Raw genomic sequence first — 17889 nt, 5'->3', positions numbered from 1 at the left:
TTTTAAGGTTTTATGATTAATTCTACACTCGTTCCCTGTGGTTTATTTTTCGTAAAGGTGATATTCATATTGATCTTTTTTGAAACTTGTGAAATCAAATATAAACCCAGGCTGCTTTTAAATTTTGAATCAGATATTTTTCCGTGAATGCTGAAAAGATTATTATAATATTCGATGTCTTTGCTTTGCATGCCATTTCCGGTATCTTTTATATTGATTATAATTTCTTTATTTGAATGAAGCGTTCCTGAAATCGTTATAAATCCGTCAAATGTGTTTTTCACAGAATTGTCTATAAGATTGTGCAGGATCATGTTCATCACGCTTTTTTTGATATTTATTTTAATATCGTTGTCTGTTTCGTTGGTGATAATGGTGTTGTTATGTAAAGCGATTTTATGAAACAAAAGCCTTTTTTCATTAATGATCTCCGCAAGAGAGTAATATTCGTCTTCGTAGTATGTATCTTCCTTGTACATTTGGGTATAATCCTTCAGATTCAGGGTATATTTATGCAATTGCTCAGAGGAGGCGTGTAGACTTTCAAAATATTCTTTCTGTGTTTCCGGATCGGTAGCATCTGTCAATTGCTGGGATATCAATGCAATAAATCGTACGGGCGTTGTGATATCATGAATAATGTTTTCAATAATTTTCTTCTCATACTCAGATTGGTTGGAGAGCTTTTGTTGATTTTCCTGCAGATTTTTCAGACTTTCATCCAGTTCTTTTGCCTTTTTAATAACCGTTTTCTTAAGTACTATATTTTTAGATTTCAGAAACCTCGTTCTTGAGTGTACAATGACCAAAATTAGTAGTAAAAGAGAAGAAACAGATAAGATCCTGAACCAGATGGTTTGATAAAATTGGGGCTCAACTTCAACACTTATTTTTTTATAGGTGAAATTACCATCCGGGGAAACCAACATTCTGACGGTGATGTCATGTTTTCCGTAAGAAAGCCCCACTAGGTTAATGGCTTTATTCGTTACCCTTTTCCATTGGCTATTTTTATCATCAATTGTATATTCAAGATTAATATTTTCTAGGTTGCCATAATAAGGAATGTCTAAAAGAATCTCTGCATTTTTATAATCCGCAGGTAAAACTAACTTATTCTTGAAACTCACGATTTTATTTTCCGTTTTTGCTCTTTCCAGATAAAGGTCTTCTGAATTTGGATAAACCGACTGTATCTCGTCAGGTTTGAAAAATACCAGTCCCTCCATAGAGGAAAAAACAAATTCTCCGTTTTCTAATTTGTTTCCCGGTTTAAAACAGGTTCCGTTAAATTCATTATTTACCAGGCCATCTTCTTTGGTATAGCGATAGTAGAATACATTTTTACGTTTGTTTTCTATAAAATCTAAAATATGTTTTTTCCGGACTTTATAAAGACCGTCGTTGGAAGAAATCCAAAAATTGCCTTTGGAGTCTTCTAAAAAAATATGGGCTGTTGCCAATTTTTTTTCCGGATCTAAAGGAAGCTTCAGTAATTTTTTATTCTTGAGAATATACAGTCCATTTTTAAATGTTGTTAAAAGATAAACATCATTTTGTATTTTCTGGATCTGTTTTAAACCGATATTAAGCTTTATACTAAAGGTAACGGCTTGCTTTTTTATAGAAAACCATAGCAAATCCGTACCATTTTGAAGTAAATAAAAAGCAGGATCAAATTTTCCAATAAATTCAGGAGCTACCTGAGTATGAAGTGTTACCTCCGATTCTTTTTTGCCGTTTTCATCAAAAGTCGTAAAGAAGTTTTTTCCCCCGGCCTCATTATATGTGACTACTATTTTTTTATCAAATGAATTGACAGCCTTCAGATATCTTTTTGACGGAATAGAATCATACTCTTTGTAGCCACTTTTTTTAGAACGCTTTATAATAGTTGAATATTTCTTGTAAAATATATTCAGTTGGTCATCATAAAGCAAAAACATTTTATAAGGTATTTTTTCAAAATGTTTATTTTCTATCAATCCGTTTCGGGTGTATACAGTACCGGCTGGAGTTATCACGCTGTTTTTGCCGTATGGAAGCGTAGAATAGAAAACATTATCTGCATATTCAATGGTATTTTTTGATGTATAGAAACCATTGATAGGCAAAATATTAAACCCTTTTGTAGAACTGCCGAGATAAAGCTTTTTGTATTGCTCATCGTAGAACATAGCTTGGATTTGATCGGTGTCAAAAGTTTCGTATCGGGTAAGAAATTCAACATCAATCTTATTATTTTTATGATAAACCCGGTATATATTATTTTTATTTATCAAAAAAGTCTGATTACTCAGTTGTTGCCAGTAAATTTTAGTGTCTTTGTCGTATAATATAAGGTCTTCTGTGACTGTTTCAGAAACTTCTCCATGATAAATGGTGATGATTTTGTTTCTTTTTTTATCAATAATAAATACATGTTCATGATCTGCAAAAATGTATGGGAGACTTTTCAGGCTGTTGAAACCTGACGGCATATCAAGTGACGCAGATTTATTATTATAAAAAACATCCTTTTGATTAAAATAATAGCGTGAATTTTTGAAATTTAAAGCAAAAGTCTGAAAATAAGAAGGGCCTCCTTCAAAAAAAAGATTTTTGTTGATTTTTACATACAATGAGTTGTTATGGGAGATCATGAGAGGTTCAATACCTTTGCCCATATAGAATACGGGTTTTCGATTTTTAATAATCACAGGATGCGTAGGATTCGAACCAAAAATAGCAATACTGTCTTTTGAGATATCTCCTCTGAAATATTCAAAATTTAGATTCGGCAGTGGAAAATTATTAAAATGTTCAAATTTTACGCCGTCATACCGTACAATACCATCTTCTGTAGAAAGCCAGAGATATCCATACTTATCTTTGATAATGTCTTTCACACTATTTTGTGGCAGACCATTATCCATATTATACCATTTAAAACTGGAAGACTGGGAAAAAAGTGGAGTATTGGATAATATCAGGAAAAAAAACAATCTTAATAGATTGATTTTCAATACTTTATTGGTTATATGTATACAATAAACGGTATTACTGGCGAAGTACAATCTTAGTTTTTTTTTGGCATAAATAATTGATTTATCCCTTTATTCAAGGCAAAAGTATAAAAAAATCAATTTAAAAATCAATTTAAAAATCAATTAAAGTTAAATTAATTCATTAATTATTGAATATATTAATTCTTCTACTAAAGATTCTTAGCACAACAACGAATGTTTTTTTTATTTAAATATTCCTCTATTTTTTTTGATATTTGTAGAAAAATTTCTATTTAAAAATGGAGAAATGTGGTAGTTCTTTCAATATTTATTAGAAATTACTAAAATATATTTGCAAAGTAAGATAACGCCTGAATCAATTTATTCAAAGCAAATTCTTTATGATAAAAATCTAAGATCAGACAAAGACCATGCTTTTTGATTAAGTAATGTTAAACTTAAAATAGTAAAGATCTACGTATACATTATCCAAATAAATTAAAATTCATAATTTGATAAAAACACTCACTTGTTTGCTATTTCTCACTTCAGTTACAGTATATTCTCAGGTAGGTATAGGCACAGGTAATCCCAGACAACAGTTTTATATAGATGGCGGGAAAGACAATCCTGCATCCGGAGCACACTCTGCGGCACAGGCAAATAATGACTTGGTGGTAACCGCCACAGGAAATATGGGAATAGGTACCATAAGTCCGGCTGCGAAACTTGATATCGCCAATGGGAGTACCGCGGGTGCCATTAAAATTACAGACGGAACTCAGGGAAAAGGAAAAGTTCTTACTTCAGATGAAGACGTAGTTGGAACATGGCAGAATACCTCCAATACTTTTATGGGTTTAAGCATAAACCGTGCAACCAATACGCCTGTGGCAGCTAATGCGCCAATGCCACTGACAGGAATTCTCTATTCTTTTGGATTAAATCTGAACACGCCAGCAGCCAATCAGTTTCAGGTACAGGAAACTGGAATTTATCTGGTTACTTTTCGTGTGAATGCCGGAGGAGGTGGCTCTACCGCTACACTTTTTACCTTAACAAACGTTACAGACGGTAATGTTGCGGAAGTAGTTTCCGGGGACGCATCTAATTATAGAATCATAGGATCTCACGCGATGCGATTAGTGGCTGGGAAAACCTACCAATTCAGTCCTAATGGTACGATGATCGCTTGCTCAAATTGTGGACAGCAAATGTCTGTTACCATGCTGAGTAAAGATCCTCTTTAAATATCTAATACAGGACGTACGATTGTTATAAAAGGTTTTTTGTAGAGAAATCTCTACATCGTTATAGAGAAATATGGGAAATTTTCAAGTATTAATTTCTGTTTTGTAGAGTAAATTTGTTGTAAGGAAAGTCAAATGTAATAACTGTTTATATAATTTAATTTATTTTAATTAAAATATAATTAATATTTATGAAATATGTTTGAAGCGAATTCTAACAAATAACTCGTATTTAACCTTTTAAATAATATTATGAAATTTTTTTTTTTACTATTTGCTTCGTTGTGTATGCCATCGGTCTTATATTCTCAGATTGGTGTCGGAACAGAGAACCCAAGACAGGCTTTTCATATCGATGGTGCGAAAGATAATGCAGTAACGGGCGCTCCAACTTTAGCACAATCTCTTAACGATGTAGCGGTTACCAGCACAGGAAGTGTAGGTATAGGAACCATAACTCCGAATAATAAATTAGAATTGAATTCAGGAACTGCCAATGCTTCAGGATTAAGGTTTACCAATCTTTCATCTGCAACACCTATTACGAGTGGTGCCACTCTGGGAGTAAGTTCAACAGGTGATGTGATCACGGTTCAGGGGTCATCCTTTACACCAATCTATGGAAGAGTGGTGGCCACCGCTGCAACTACAGCTGTACCTACGACTACACCAAATTATAATATATTAAGTGTGACGCTGCCTTCATCAGGTACTTATCAACTGATCTATTCTGTGAGAGGTCAATTGGCAGCTACAGGACCAGCTCCTCTTGCTGCACAAGGATTTGCAACGGCTTTTATCAGTACAGATCAAACGGCTGCTGGGATAATTCCTGATACAGAACTGTTAATATATAATGCAACCACCACTCTTGACGGAGGTACAGGCACGGGTACATTAATTGTTACTGTTTCGGCGCCTACTACTTATTATTTGGGAGTCAGAGCACTGAATAGAGACGCTACAATCATTAATAATGGTAATGGTAAAACATCAATGGTTTATACCAAAATAGCCCCTTAATCATCAGATTCTAAGAACACAATAACACAATTTCCCAACAAAAGAAAATTTATCTTGCAGCTGAGGTTTGGTTGAATATCCAACATTCGAGGACATTTTAGCATAAAGCCAGATAAAAGCATAAAGAAGTCCGTTTTTACCAGATGAGTGAAACGGACTCTTTTTTTTGTTTGAACCTTAACAAAGAAGACTTCCAGCCTCCAGCTTCTAACTTTATTTTCACTTGCAATTCACATTAATGTAAAAATGAGATGTGTTTCAATTGTTATTATTTGAAGTGTATTATTTTTACATTATTGTTTTGTTAAATTTAATTTTGTAGAGAAAACTCTACAAATATGTTTTAAATAAATAATTATCTTTGATTTTTAAAATTCCTTTTAATGTGAATTATTTGTTGATATTTTCATCTTATTTATAGGGTATTTTATATAATTTCCTGCCAATTCTAAAAAAGAATTAAACATGATTGTACACTATTTTCCCGGGAAAATAACAAAGATAAAAGCTGTTGAAGCATTATTTAATGATTATAAAGAATTCATTACAATAGCGGATGAAATTACAGGTTTCTCCTTAAAAAAATCAATAACCCAAGATCATCTTTTACGCCAGATAAAGTATAGTGAACCGATTATTTTTGTCATTAATGCGCTTATTTATTTAAATACAGAAAGTCCAAAACCCGATTTTTTATCAGGGTACGGAGTCGGAGAATACAATGCTTTGCTCGCTTCAGGAGTTTTTGATTTTCCGACAGGGCTTAAAATCGTAAATCAGAGAGCTCATATTGTATCAAAATTCAAAGAGGGAAAAATGGCGGTTGTGAAGAATGTAACGGCAGATGAAATTCAATTGCTGTTAAAAAGCCATCATTGCCATACAATTGATATTTCGGCGCATCATTCAGCCAAAGAATTCAGCATATCGGGAAAATCAGCTGATATTTTGAAAATGAAAACGGTATTCGAAAATTCCGGAGCTGAATATTTAATGGATCATTCTGATGGTGCTTTTCATTCAAGGTATATGAAAGGAGCCATCAATGAGTTTTCAGAATATATCAATAAGTACACATTCAATGATCTTCAGATCCCTGTAATCGCTGGGATTGATGCAAGACCATATCAAAATAATACCGTCAAAAAAAATCTGATTTTACAACTTATCAACCCTGTTTTACGGCATGAGAGTGTAGAATATTTAAAGCAATCCGGGGTGAATGAATTCAGGGAAATTGTTTCTGATGATGACCACATCGTGCAGGATATAAAAGCATTTCCGGAACAGGATTTTTCAGATCATATTACACCAAAAGTGAGTATTTCTGATTTGGGATCAAAAAGTTACCAAAAAAGATATCATACAACATCTTCCTATGCAGCTGGCGGAATGTACAAAGGGGTTTCTTCGTCAGATTTGGTGATTGCTTTAGGTAAAAATTCGATGATGAGCTATCTAGGTAGTGGTGGTTTGCCTTTACAAAAAGTGGAGGAGGAAATCATCAGAATTCAGCAGGAATTGGGAGCAAATTTGCCTTTTGGAGTCAACATCGTTTATAATATTTATAATTCCGACCGGGAAAAAGAAATGATAGATCTCTGCCTGAAATACGGAGTTAAAAATATCGAAGCAGCCGCTTATATGAGTGTTACGCCACAGTTGGTAAAATTCAGGCTTAAAGGATTAAAAAAGACAGACCATACAATTATTGCTGAAAATAATATCCAGGCAAAAGTTTCTATTCCGGAAATCGCCATACAATTTATGAAACCTGCACCCGAAAATATCGTGATGGATCTGTACAGGAAAGATGAAATATCAAAAGAAGAAATGGAATATGCAAAATATATTCCCGTAGCCAGTGATATTTGTGTGGAAGCTGATTCGGGAGGACATACCGACCGTGGGATTTTATCAATTTTATTACCTGCTGTTATCAAATTACGAGATGAATTTTGTGAAAAATATAATTATCCGGAAACCATACATATTGGCGCCACCGGAGGCATAGGAAATCCGGAATCTGCCGTAGCCGCATTTATATTGGGAGCCGACTATATTGTGACGGGCTCCATCAACCAATGCACAGTGGAAGCAGGAACCAGCGACACGGTGAAAGATCTGTTGGAAAAAATAACGATACACGACACGGCGTATGCTCCCGCGGGAGATATGTTTGAACTGGGAGCAAAAGTACAGGTGGTGAAAAAAGATACATTTTTTCCAATGAGGGCAAATAGGCTCTTTGATATCTATAGCCGCTACAATTCTTTAGATGAATTAGATATCGCTGAGAGAAGTATGATCGAGAAAAAATTCTTCGGAAAAACCTTTCAGGAAGTTTTTGAAGAATGTAAAAAATACCATTCGGAAAATAATATCCTGAAAGCGGAGAATGATCCAAAATATAAAATGGCAATGATTTTCAAATGGTATTTTGGATTGAGCTCAAAAGTGGCGTTAGCGGGAGAAGAAAATCATATCGCGAATTTTCAGATCCACTGCGGCCCGGCGTTAGGAAGCTTTAACCATTGGGTGAAAGGCACGGCACTAGAACACTGGCGGAATAGAAAAGTAGCGGATGTGGCAACCACTTTACTGGAAGGAACGGCAGATCATTTTGCTCAGTTTATGAAGCAATATTTCGACAAATTATCACTGGTTAACACATAAATAATCTTCGTTAATCATCATTGATTTAAACTAAAATTTAATACAATCAAAAATATACTATGACTGAAATCAATTTTCTAAGGAATAGACTACCAAAATGCTGTTTAGCATGAGTCTATCCTAAAATTTCATAATAAATTTTAATCTCTTTACGATGCTTTTTCTCTGATTCTACAGTCGGGGCAAGGCTTCCTTTTTTTTAATTCTTGACAAAATATTTAATGCAAAATGAATTCTACTAATTTTAATGTAAACGGTATCATTCAGAAAAACGATGCTGATTTAATCCTGAATGATAGACTTTCTGATAAAAAAAGCATGATCGATTTTTTATCAAAAACGGTGGCAGGTATTTTAAAGATATCTTCGTCAAATATCATTACAGAGCTGCCTTTCCTTGAATATGGACTTCGCGGATCTGCCGTACAGGCGTATGTTAAGCAGATAAACGATAACCTTAATATTGATCTAAAGGCGATCGAACTTTTCAGTTATCCCAATATATCAGCGCTTGCCGATCTTATTGTAGAAAAATATATCCTTAAGAAAGAAAAAACGGATGAATTTGTTTCTGAATTCAGCACTCCTTTAAAAACCGAACCGGATCATAATAAAGACCTCATTGCTGTAATCGGTATGAGTGGAAAATTTGGATCAGCCAATTCTGTAGATGAATTTTTTGAGGTGCTGAAAAACGGTAAAAGTCTTATCAGGGCAGTACCGGAAAACAGATGGAGTATTGATGAATATTATACAACGGACAGAAATGATGCCCAAAAATCATATTCAAAATGGGGCTCTTTTTTAGAGAATATCGATCAATTTGATCCTGCATTTTTTCGTATTTCAGGACGCGATGCTGAGGTGATGGATCCTCAGCAGAGATTATTTCTGGAAGAAACCTGGAAAGCGCTGGAAGATGCAGGTATTGATCCGGATGTTTTAAAGACGCTTCGCTGTGGCGTTTTTGCGACGTCGGGACTTAGCGATTATATAGGAACTGAGGCGGAGGAAGCATCCTCATGGTGGGGAAATGATCCGGCTGTTTTTGCGGCAAGAATGTCCTATTTTTTGGATACCAAAGGGCCTGCGATCGCGGTGGATACGGCTTGTTCGAGTTCGCTTACGGCTATTCATCTCGCCTGTAACAGTTTAATGAGCGGAGAGAGCAGCGTTGCCATTGCAGGTGGTGCATGGATTGAAACCAGACATCATTTTTACAGAAAAGCATCAAGAGCACAAATGCTGTCTCCTGAAGGAAAGTGTTATGCTTTTGACTCCAGAGCGAATGGTTTTGTACCCGGTGAGGCGGTCGGAGTTTTGATTTTAAAACGTCTCGAAGATGCCGAAAAAGATGCCGATCAGATTCATGCCGTTATCAGGGGGACATATACCAATCAGGATGGCAGTACCAACGGGATTACGGCTCCTAATGGGAAGGCTCAGCAAAATTTATTAACAGAAGCCTTTCAGAAATTTAAAATTAATCCTGAATCTATCGGGTGTGTGGAAGCTCACGGAACCGGAACACGTCTCGGAGATCCCATAGAATTTGGAGCTTTGGATGCTGCCTTTAAAAATTTTACGGCAGAAAAGAATTTTTGCAGTCTGGGAAGTGTGAAGACCAATATGGGACATTCTGTAATGGCTGCGGGAGTTTCTGGGGTTATTAAAATGATTTTAACTATTAAAAATAAATCACTTTTTCCAAGCCTAAATTTTGAAAATCCCAATGCGCTGATCGATGTGGAAAACAGCCCGTTTAAAATACAGAAATCATTGGAATTCTGGAAGCAAAAAACAGATGATCCGAGAAGGGCAACGGTGAGTGGTTTTGGTTTCAGCGGAACAAATGTCGTGACCATTGTAGAGGAATATAAAAAAGTTGAAAAAAAGTATGAAAATAGAGGAGCTGCTCTTATTCCATTGTCTGCTAAAACAGAAAAACAGCTGCTTGATTATTGTGAAAAATTGAGATTACACCTGGAGCAAAATCCGGAAACCGATCTGTATGATCTGGCTTATACTTTACAGTTGGGCAGAAAGACGATGGAGAAAAAGCAATTTATTATCGCTGAGAATCTTGAAGATTTAAGACAGAAACTCGGACAACCTGTTTTTTATAATGATAATACAGAAGAGCCGATTGATCCTGATAAAATTGTTCGTGCAATAGAAAATAAAAATTGGAAAGTTCTTGGAAAAGCATGGATGAATGGTCATTCCATCGATTGGAAGGCATTATACGCGCCGGAGCAATGCTCAAAAATCAGTCTGCCGGGATATTGTTTTGAAAGAAAATCATATTGGTATACGAAAGAAAATATCATCAATGAAAGAAAACTTCATCCTCTGGTGCATCGCAATACTTCAGATTTTTCGCAGCAACAGTTTAAAAGCATATTAAATGACAAGGAATCCTCAATTTCTGGTCATAAAGTCGGTGAACATGTTGTTTTTCCGGGAGTAGCTTATCTTGAATTGGCAAGAGCGGCAGCTGAATTGAGTCAGGGTAAAAAAATTACCGAAGTCCATCAGATTACTTGGATCAATCCTTTAGAAATAACAAAAAATACCATAGCTGAGGTTGTTATTAATGTAAAAGAAAAGGAAGACAGGATTCTGTATGAAATTGAATCGGGTGATGGCGAAGGTAAATTGAAATCCACAGGTAAATTAGGAACAACGATACATCATCCAAAGTTTACAGATATTATTTCTTTGCAAAACAATTTTAATGAATATTGGGAAGGAGAGAAATGCTATGAAAAGTTTAAAGAAATAGGCTTAAACTATGGCAAAGGATTTCAGGGTATTAATAAATTATATCTGAACAATACAGAGGCGCTGGCTGTTATCAATTTAGCAAAATCAAAAGAAATACGCTGGACAATTGGAGCGCTGGATTCTGCATTGCAATGCTGTGTCGGATTGTTTTTACATAATGGTGGTGATGAGCTGATTCTTCCTTTCCGATTGGAAAAAGCCATTTTCTACGATGAGATTCCAGAAAATTTTTACTGTCATATTAAAGTTGAAAGTCAAAATTCCAGTGAGAAATTAGAAAATTTTACCATCAGATTAATCGGTCATGAAGGAAATATGATATGTGAATTGGAAGGTGTTGTTTTTGCTAAAGTTCAGCAGATAATTTCGGAAAAACCTGTCAATTCAGTTAAAAATAATTTTTCGAACGGACAGGAAAGACAAATCATTCCCGAAAATAAAAATACAAGAGAACTTGTTACCCAACAGATAAGAGTTTTTGCCGCGGATATTGTAAAGTTTGATATTTCGACCATTCAGGCAGATCAGGATTTTATGAGCTATGGTTTTGATTCCGCGACGTTGGTAAAGCTTTCCAGCGATCTTAATGCATATTATGATATTCATCTTACACCGGCGTTGTTTTACAGCTATTCAAGTATTAATGAATTGGTGGATTTCCTTGAAGAGAATCACGCTGATCAACTTGAGAAAAAATATGCTAAGAATAAAGACCATCATCATTCAGAAATACAAATTCCCGAAAATAAAAATCTTGAAACACCTGAAATATCTGCCGATTTCGGTGGTGAGGATGATAATACTGTAGCAATCGTCGGGATCTCAGGACGTTTCCCAGGCTGTGATAATCTGGATGATTTCTGGCAGAAACTGTATGATAATGAAAACATGATTTCTGAAATTCCCGCCGACAGATGGGATTGGAGATCATTTTATGGAGATCCAGCTATAGATTCTTCTAAAACAAAAGCAAAATGGGGCGGCTTTATCTCGGATATCGACAAATTTGATGCATTATTCTTTGGAATATCTCCTGCCGAAGCGGCTTTGATGGATCCTCAACAGAGAATTTTTATGGAAGCAGTCTACACAGCTTTAGAAGATGGAGGAATTGCATACTCTGACTTAAAAGGGAGCGATACAGGTGTTTTTGTCGGAACATGGACGAATGATTACGAAATGTTACTACAGGAAAATGAAGACCTTTATCTTCAGGGATTAATTCCGAGTGGTACAGTTCATTCTATCTTGGCGAACCGAATTTCTTACCTTCTGGATCTTCATGGTCCCAGCGAACCTATTGATACAGCGTGTTCCAGTTCGTTGATCGCCATTCACAGGGCAGTTGAACATATTCATTCGGGGCGTTGTAAAATGGCGATTGCAGGAGGGGTAAATGCAATATTGTCTCCAGAAACCAGCTTATATATTAGCAATGCGAATATGTTAAGTGAAGATGGTAACTGTAAACCATTTGACGCATCAGCCAATGGATATGTTCGTTCGGAAGGCGTGGGAGTCGTGATTTTAAAGAATCTGAAGGACGCAGAGAGAGACGGAGATCATATTTATGCAATCATCTGTGGAACTGCTGAAAATCACGGTGGGAGAGCTAATACTTTAACATCTCCAAATCCTTTGGCTCAGGCGGAGCTTTTATTTGAAGCCTATCAATCAGCCGGAGTTGATCCTTCTTCTGTTTCTTACATCGAAACCCATGGAACAGGAACCTCTCTGGGCGATCCCATCGAAACAGAAGGATTAAAAATGGCATTCGACAGGTTGTACAAAGAAAGAGGTTTAAATATTTCAGAAAAAACGTGCAGCATAGGAAGCGTTAAAGCAAATATAGGACATATGGAATCTGCATCAGGAATGGCAGGAATCATCAAGGTTTTATTGGCGATGAAGCATAAAGTTCTGCCGGGAAATCCTTTGCTTTCAAAACCTAATCCTTATTTGAGACTCGAAGGAAGCCCTTTTCATCTGCAAAAAGAAACAGAAATTTGGACAACTTCAGATAGCCGTCCTAGAATTGCCGGAATCAGCAGTTTTGGTTTTAGTGGTGTAAATGCTCACATTATATTGGAGGAATATCGTAAAAAAGAAACGTCACAACGGGCTTATACAGGAAAAATGATGATCCCGCTATCTGCTCAGAATAAAGACAGGTTACAACAAAAAGCCAAGGATCTTATCCATTATTTGAATCATCATCCGGATACCGATTTTCTTAGCATCGCTTATACATTGCAGGTTGGAAGGGAGCCTATGCATGAAAAAGCAGCGTTTCTTGCGGAAAATAATCATGAATTGAAACGGCAGTTAGAATGTTTTCTAAGGAATGAAATGAATGATCATATTGTCAATCCGTCACAAGAGACGAGTTCCATTAATGAATTTCATACAGCAGATCTTTTATTTTCAGATTTAAATATTTCTGAGTTAAAAAAATTGGCTCAATCTTGGGTGAATGGGACAAAAATCGATTGGTTAAAGCTTTATAAAGACGAAATTCCTCACAAAATACAGCTTCCGACATACCCGTTCAACAGAAAAAGACATTGGTTTTCAGCTGAAAAAAAGATGAAAGAAACTGTTCAGTCCTTTTCTCATCCGATTTTAGGACAGGATTATTCTACAGAAGCATTGATTGATTTTGAATTTAAGTTTAAAGGAGATGAAAAATATTTAGAAGACCATAAAGTGGATGGTAAAGTTTTGTTTCCCGGAGCCGCTTATCTGGAAGTGGTTTTCGCTGCAGTACGAAACAGCAATCAGCAAAAAAATATTCAGCTCAAAAACTGCAGTTGGATTTCGCCCTTGTTTTCAAAAGGGGAAGAACAGGTATTGCACCTACAGATTGATAAAAATTCAGGAGAATATAGGGTAAAATCAAATACAGATTTATATTCAAAAGGAGCGGTGAATTTTACTCACGAAATATCTCAGCCTCTTTCCCAAAATATTTCAAAAATTATTTCAAATCTTAGATTTCATAAGACTGGTAAAGAATACTACGAGATACTTCACGAAAATGGTTTGCAGTACGGATCAGGTTATCAGGGAATACAGAAAATTTATTATGATAAAGGGGTTGCGCTGGCAGAAATTTCACTGGACGCAGGGCAGGATTTTATCATTGCTCCTCCCTTGGTGGACAGCGCTCTTCAGGCAACGATCGGAACATTATTAATTGATAAAATGGAGACATTGCTGGTTCCGGCAGGGGTGAAATATATCAATATCTATAACACATTACCCGATAAAATCTGGAGTTATGTGCGAAGAAATCCCACGCATGATGAGGTTTACTCATTTGATATCACCATTACAGACCCTTCCGGAAATGTTCTTATAGAATTGATCGAACTGATGGTTAATCCATTAATTAAAAAAGAAAAAAACGTGAAAGCACAAGACAATATATACACCCGAATTTATGATTATTCATGGCAGAAAAGCTCTCCTCAGAACAATACGGCTGAAAAGAAGGACTTTCAGCACCTATTTGTGTTAGATTCTATTTCGCAAAATTTCGTCAATTTACTTGAAACAAATTTGAATTCAATAGTTACAGTTCTTCCCAATCAGGAAAAAGAAGAACTCTTTATTGCGATTTTAAACAAATTAAAAACGATAAGAAAAGGCAGGATTTTGTTTTTATATGATAATAAAGATGAGCATAAATATGGTTATTTATCAGGATTATTAAAAACACTTCGCTTAGAAAATCCTTATATGTCAGGGTCTTTACTAAGTGTAGATGGTCTGCTTTCCGAAAGCCGTTCTTATGATATCGTCGAATCTATAAAGAAAGAAACGTTGAATGATGAGGTTGAAATAAAGATCACAGGAAACGAAAGGCTGATCAAAAAACTGGTTCCTTTTTCTACGGATAAGATGCTTCCACCCATTGCCAAAGTTGGCGGTGTATATGTGATAACGGGTGGCGCAGGCGGATTGGGTAAAATATTCTCAGAGTATCTTGCCGAAACCAAGGATACCGAAATTATTATTGTCGGGAGAAAACCTGAAAATGAAGTTACCATAACAAAATCAAATATTCATTATGTATCATGCGATATTGCCAGTCGTGAGAATGTCGCCGGATTAATCCAGAAGATTAAGTTTCGTTTTGGAAAAATAACGGGAATTATTCATGGGGCGGGGGTTATTCATGATAGTTACATTGCAGGAAAAACGGAGGAAGAAATTAAGAAAGTGTTTGCTCCAAAGGTACACGGTCTCACTCATCTCGATGAGGAAACAAAGAATGAAAATCTCGATTCCTTTATTCTTTGTTCATCCATTGCTTCAGTGGCAGGGAATATTGGTCAGGCAGATTATGCTTCCGCTAATGCGTGGATGGATAATTTTGCGGCTCACAGGAACAAAATGGAGCAGAATGGATTAAGAAAAGGGGTTTGCAGAAGCATCAACTGGCCTTTGTGGGAAGATGGCGGAATGCACATAGATCAGAATACCGCAAATATTCTGGAGAAAAAATGGGGAATGCTTCCGATGCCGACCTCGGAAGGAATTGCAGCGATGGAAGCAATGCTGCATCATAAGGTTGATCAGGCAGTTGTGGTCTATGGAAATAAAGAATTTTTACCCGAAGGCGAAAAGATGCAGCAGGAAACTTCCTCCGCAGATAAACCCAGTAATGGTGCTCTGCCTGTTTTGGCAAAAAAAGAAGCGGGAGAGTATATTCTCAATCTTATTGCCGAAATTTTGGATTATGATAAAGAAGAGCTCAGCACCGATGCGGAATTACGCAGCTATGGTTTTTCTTCTTATTTATTGGTGAGATTTTCTAATGAATTAAATACTTTTTATGACATCAATGAACCACCAAGTATATTTTACAATTACCCAACCATCAATGATCTTGTCGACTTTTTATGGGAAAATCATCAGGAAAAATTAGTAATAAAGCATCGTAAAAATACTGATCAGGATCTCAAAATTGAATCTGCTGATTTTAGAGCTGATACAGTTGATTTTAATGAAATTGATTCTTTGTCAGAAGAGAATTCAGAGAATGAAATTGATACAGATGAAGAATTAGAAAACAGTGTAGCCATCGTGGGAATCGCCGGACGTTTTCCCGGAGCAGAGAATGTAGATGAATTTTGGAATCTGCTGAAAAATAACGAAGATGCCATCACAGAAATTCCTGAAGAAAGATGGAACTGGAAAGAGTATTACGGAAATTCGGCCGAAAATATTAGAAAAACACAGGTAAAATGGGGTGGTTTTATTAATGACGTTGATCAGTTCGATGCCGAGTATTTTGGAATTACTCCTAATGAAGCAACGTTGATGGATCCTCAGCAAAGGATTACTATCGAAACAGTGTACACAGCTTTGGAAGACGCGAATATTACTCCTTCATCGTTAAAAGGGTCAAATACAGGGGTATTTATCGGTGTGATGAATAATGATTATGCCGTTATGCTGCGTCGAAATCCGGAATTGGGACGACAGCCTCATGCCGGAATTGGTAATTCGGATGCCATGCTGGCGAACAGAATTTCTTTTCTTCTGGATATTAATGGTCCGAGTGTTCCGGTGAAAACGGCCTGTTCAAGTTCTTTGATTGCCATTCACAGAGCAGCGGAGAAAATCAGAAACGGAAAATGTGATCATGCCATTGCCGGAGGTGTAAATACAGTGCTGATTTCTGACACTACTTTGATGATCAATAATGCAGGAATGTTGAGCCAGGACGGACGATGCAGATCTTTTGATGACAGAGCCAACGGATATGTCCGCTCGGAGGGTGTGGGAATTGTAATTCTGAAGTCCTTCAAAAAAGCAAAACAGGACGGAGATTTTATTTACGGATTAATTCGTGGAGGTGCAGAAAATCACGGAGGAAAAGCGAATTCTTTAACTGCTCCAAATCCTAAATCTCAGCGAGATCTGCTGATAGAAGCCTATAGAAAATTTAACATTGATCCATCAAGGATTAGTTATATCGAAGCGCACGGAACAGGAACTGCTCTTGGGGATCCTATCGAAATTGAAGGGTTAAAGATGGCTTTTGAAACTCTATATAAAGAAAATGATAAGAAAATAATCCCTTCAGGATGTGCTGTCGGAAGTGTTAAAGCCAATATAGGACATACGGAATCGGCTTCCGGAGTGGCAGGTCTTATCAAAGTGCTGATGGCATTTAAACATAAAACTTTACCGGGAAATCCGCAGCTCATCAACCCCAATCCATATCTGCAGACAGAAGGCAGTCATTTTTATCTGCTTTCTGAGACGATTCCTTGGAATTCGGATCATGCTAAAATGGCGGGAATCAGCAGTTTTGGTTTTGGTGGAGCAAATGCGCATCTCATTGTGCAGGAATATCACAATACGCATCAAAAAATAGATCATACAGGTTCGGCGGTTATCCTTTTAACAGCAAAAAATAAAGAGCGACTGACAGAATATGCAAAGCTTTTAAAGGAAAAGATTGTTTCGAATTCTTCATTAAATATTCATTCTATTGCATTGACGTTGCAGTCGGGAAGAGATTTTCTGGAGGAAAGAGTAGGATGGATTGCGGAAGATTTAAATGACCTTTTATATCAGATCAATGCTTATCTGGAAGGGGAAGAGCCTGCATTTAGCGGAAATATTCTTCAGGGAAAAGCTTCGTTGAAGATATTGAATGAAGCGGTTGATGAGAATGAAAAAATCAGAATGATTGCGGAATCGAATTTCAGATCATTACTTAATTTATGGTGCGTTGGTGCGGATATTCCTTGGGATTTATTGTATGGAGACTCAAAACCGGACAGAATAAAACTTCCGACCTATCCTTTTGAAAGAAAGAGATTCTGGATTCCTGACTTAAAAAATGAAGTGAAATCAACACTTCGGGCTCCTGAAAAAGAATCTCAGAATATAGAAAACAGGATTCAGAAAATTGTCGCAGATATTGTTAAAAAACCTGTCGAAACAATGAATATAAAAAGTGATTTCTTCGAGTTTGGACTGGATTCAGTTTCCGGTTGGGAGCTCATCCGAAGTATAAATAAACAGTTGGATATTAGAATGGATTTTCATGTTTTATATGATTATACCACCATAGAATCTCTGGCTGCATTCGTGGAAAAAGAGATGATGATGAACAAGGCCGTTAATTAAATTTTGAATTTAGA

Annotated in this window: 5 protein-coding genes; 4 read left to right on the top strand and 1 reads right to left on the bottom strand. The window is 36.3% G+C overall.

The genetic code is table 11. The features are described from left to right. Nucleotides 1-2: 2 nt before the first annotated feature. The gene (locus M2372_RS01780) at nucleotides 3-2915 is read right to left on the bottom strand and encodes a HAMP domain-containing sensor histidine kinase (RefSeq protein WP_228455650.1); all 2913 of its coding nucleotides are present in this window, start codon (nucleotides 2913-2915) and stop codon (nucleotides 3-5) included. 584 nt (nucleotides 2916-3499) lie between these two features. Here M2372_RS01780 and M2372_RS01775 point away from each other — a divergent pair. From M2372_RS01775 to M2372_RS01760, 4 genes are all read left to right on the top strand, one after another. Further along, complete coding sequence (locus tag M2372_RS01775) at nucleotides 3500-4237, top strand: hypothetical protein (protein WP_148060728.1); 738 nt, start codon at nucleotides 3500-3502, stop codon at nucleotides 4235-4237. A 252-nt stretch (nucleotides 4238-4489) separates the two neighbouring features. Further along, nucleotides 4490-5260, top strand: coding sequence for a hypothetical protein (locus tag M2372_RS01770; protein WP_148060729.1), 771 nt, complete (start codon nucleotides 4490-4492; stop codon nucleotides 5258-5260). Nucleotides 5261-5725: 465 nt separating this feature from the next. Beyond that, nucleotides 5726-7936, top strand: a complete 2211-nt coding sequence (locus M2372_RS01765) for a PfaD family polyunsaturated fatty acid/polyketide biosynthesis protein (RefSeq protein WP_123318619.1) — start codon at nucleotides 5726-5728, stop codon at nucleotides 7934-7936. A 228-nt stretch (nucleotides 7937-8164) separates the two neighbouring features. After that, entirely contained in the window at nucleotides 8165-17875 is a 9711-nt protein-coding gene (locus M2372_RS01760) for an SDR family NAD(P)-dependent oxidoreductase (RefSeq protein WP_123318620.1), read from the top strand. The last annotated feature ends 14 nt before the right edge of the window (nucleotides 17876-17889 follow it).

Origin of the sequence: Chryseobacterium sp. BIGb0232, from assembly GCF_024810195.1 — a bacterium.
Lineage (GTDB): Bacteria > Bacteroidota > Bacteroidia > Flavobacteriales > Weeksellaceae > Chryseobacterium > Chryseobacterium pennae.
This window is presented reverse-complemented; position numbering and strand designations above follow the sequence as displayed.

Coding starts and splice junctions, on each gene's coding strand:
- M2372_RS01780 (WP_228455650.1), bottom strand. CDS start 2,915: ATGGATAATGGTCTGCCACAAAATAGTGTGAAAGACATTATCAAAGAT.
- M2372_RS01760 (WP_123318620.1), top strand. CDS start 8,165: ATGAATTCTACTAATTTTAATGTAAACGGTATCATTCAGAAAAACGAT.
- M2372_RS01765 (WP_123318619.1), top strand. CDS start 5,726: ATGATTGTACACTATTTTCCCGGGAAAATAACAAAGATAAAAGCTGTT.
- M2372_RS01770 (WP_148060729.1), top strand. CDS start 4,490: ATGAAATTTTTTTTTTTACTATTTGCTTCGTTGTGTATGCCATCGGTC.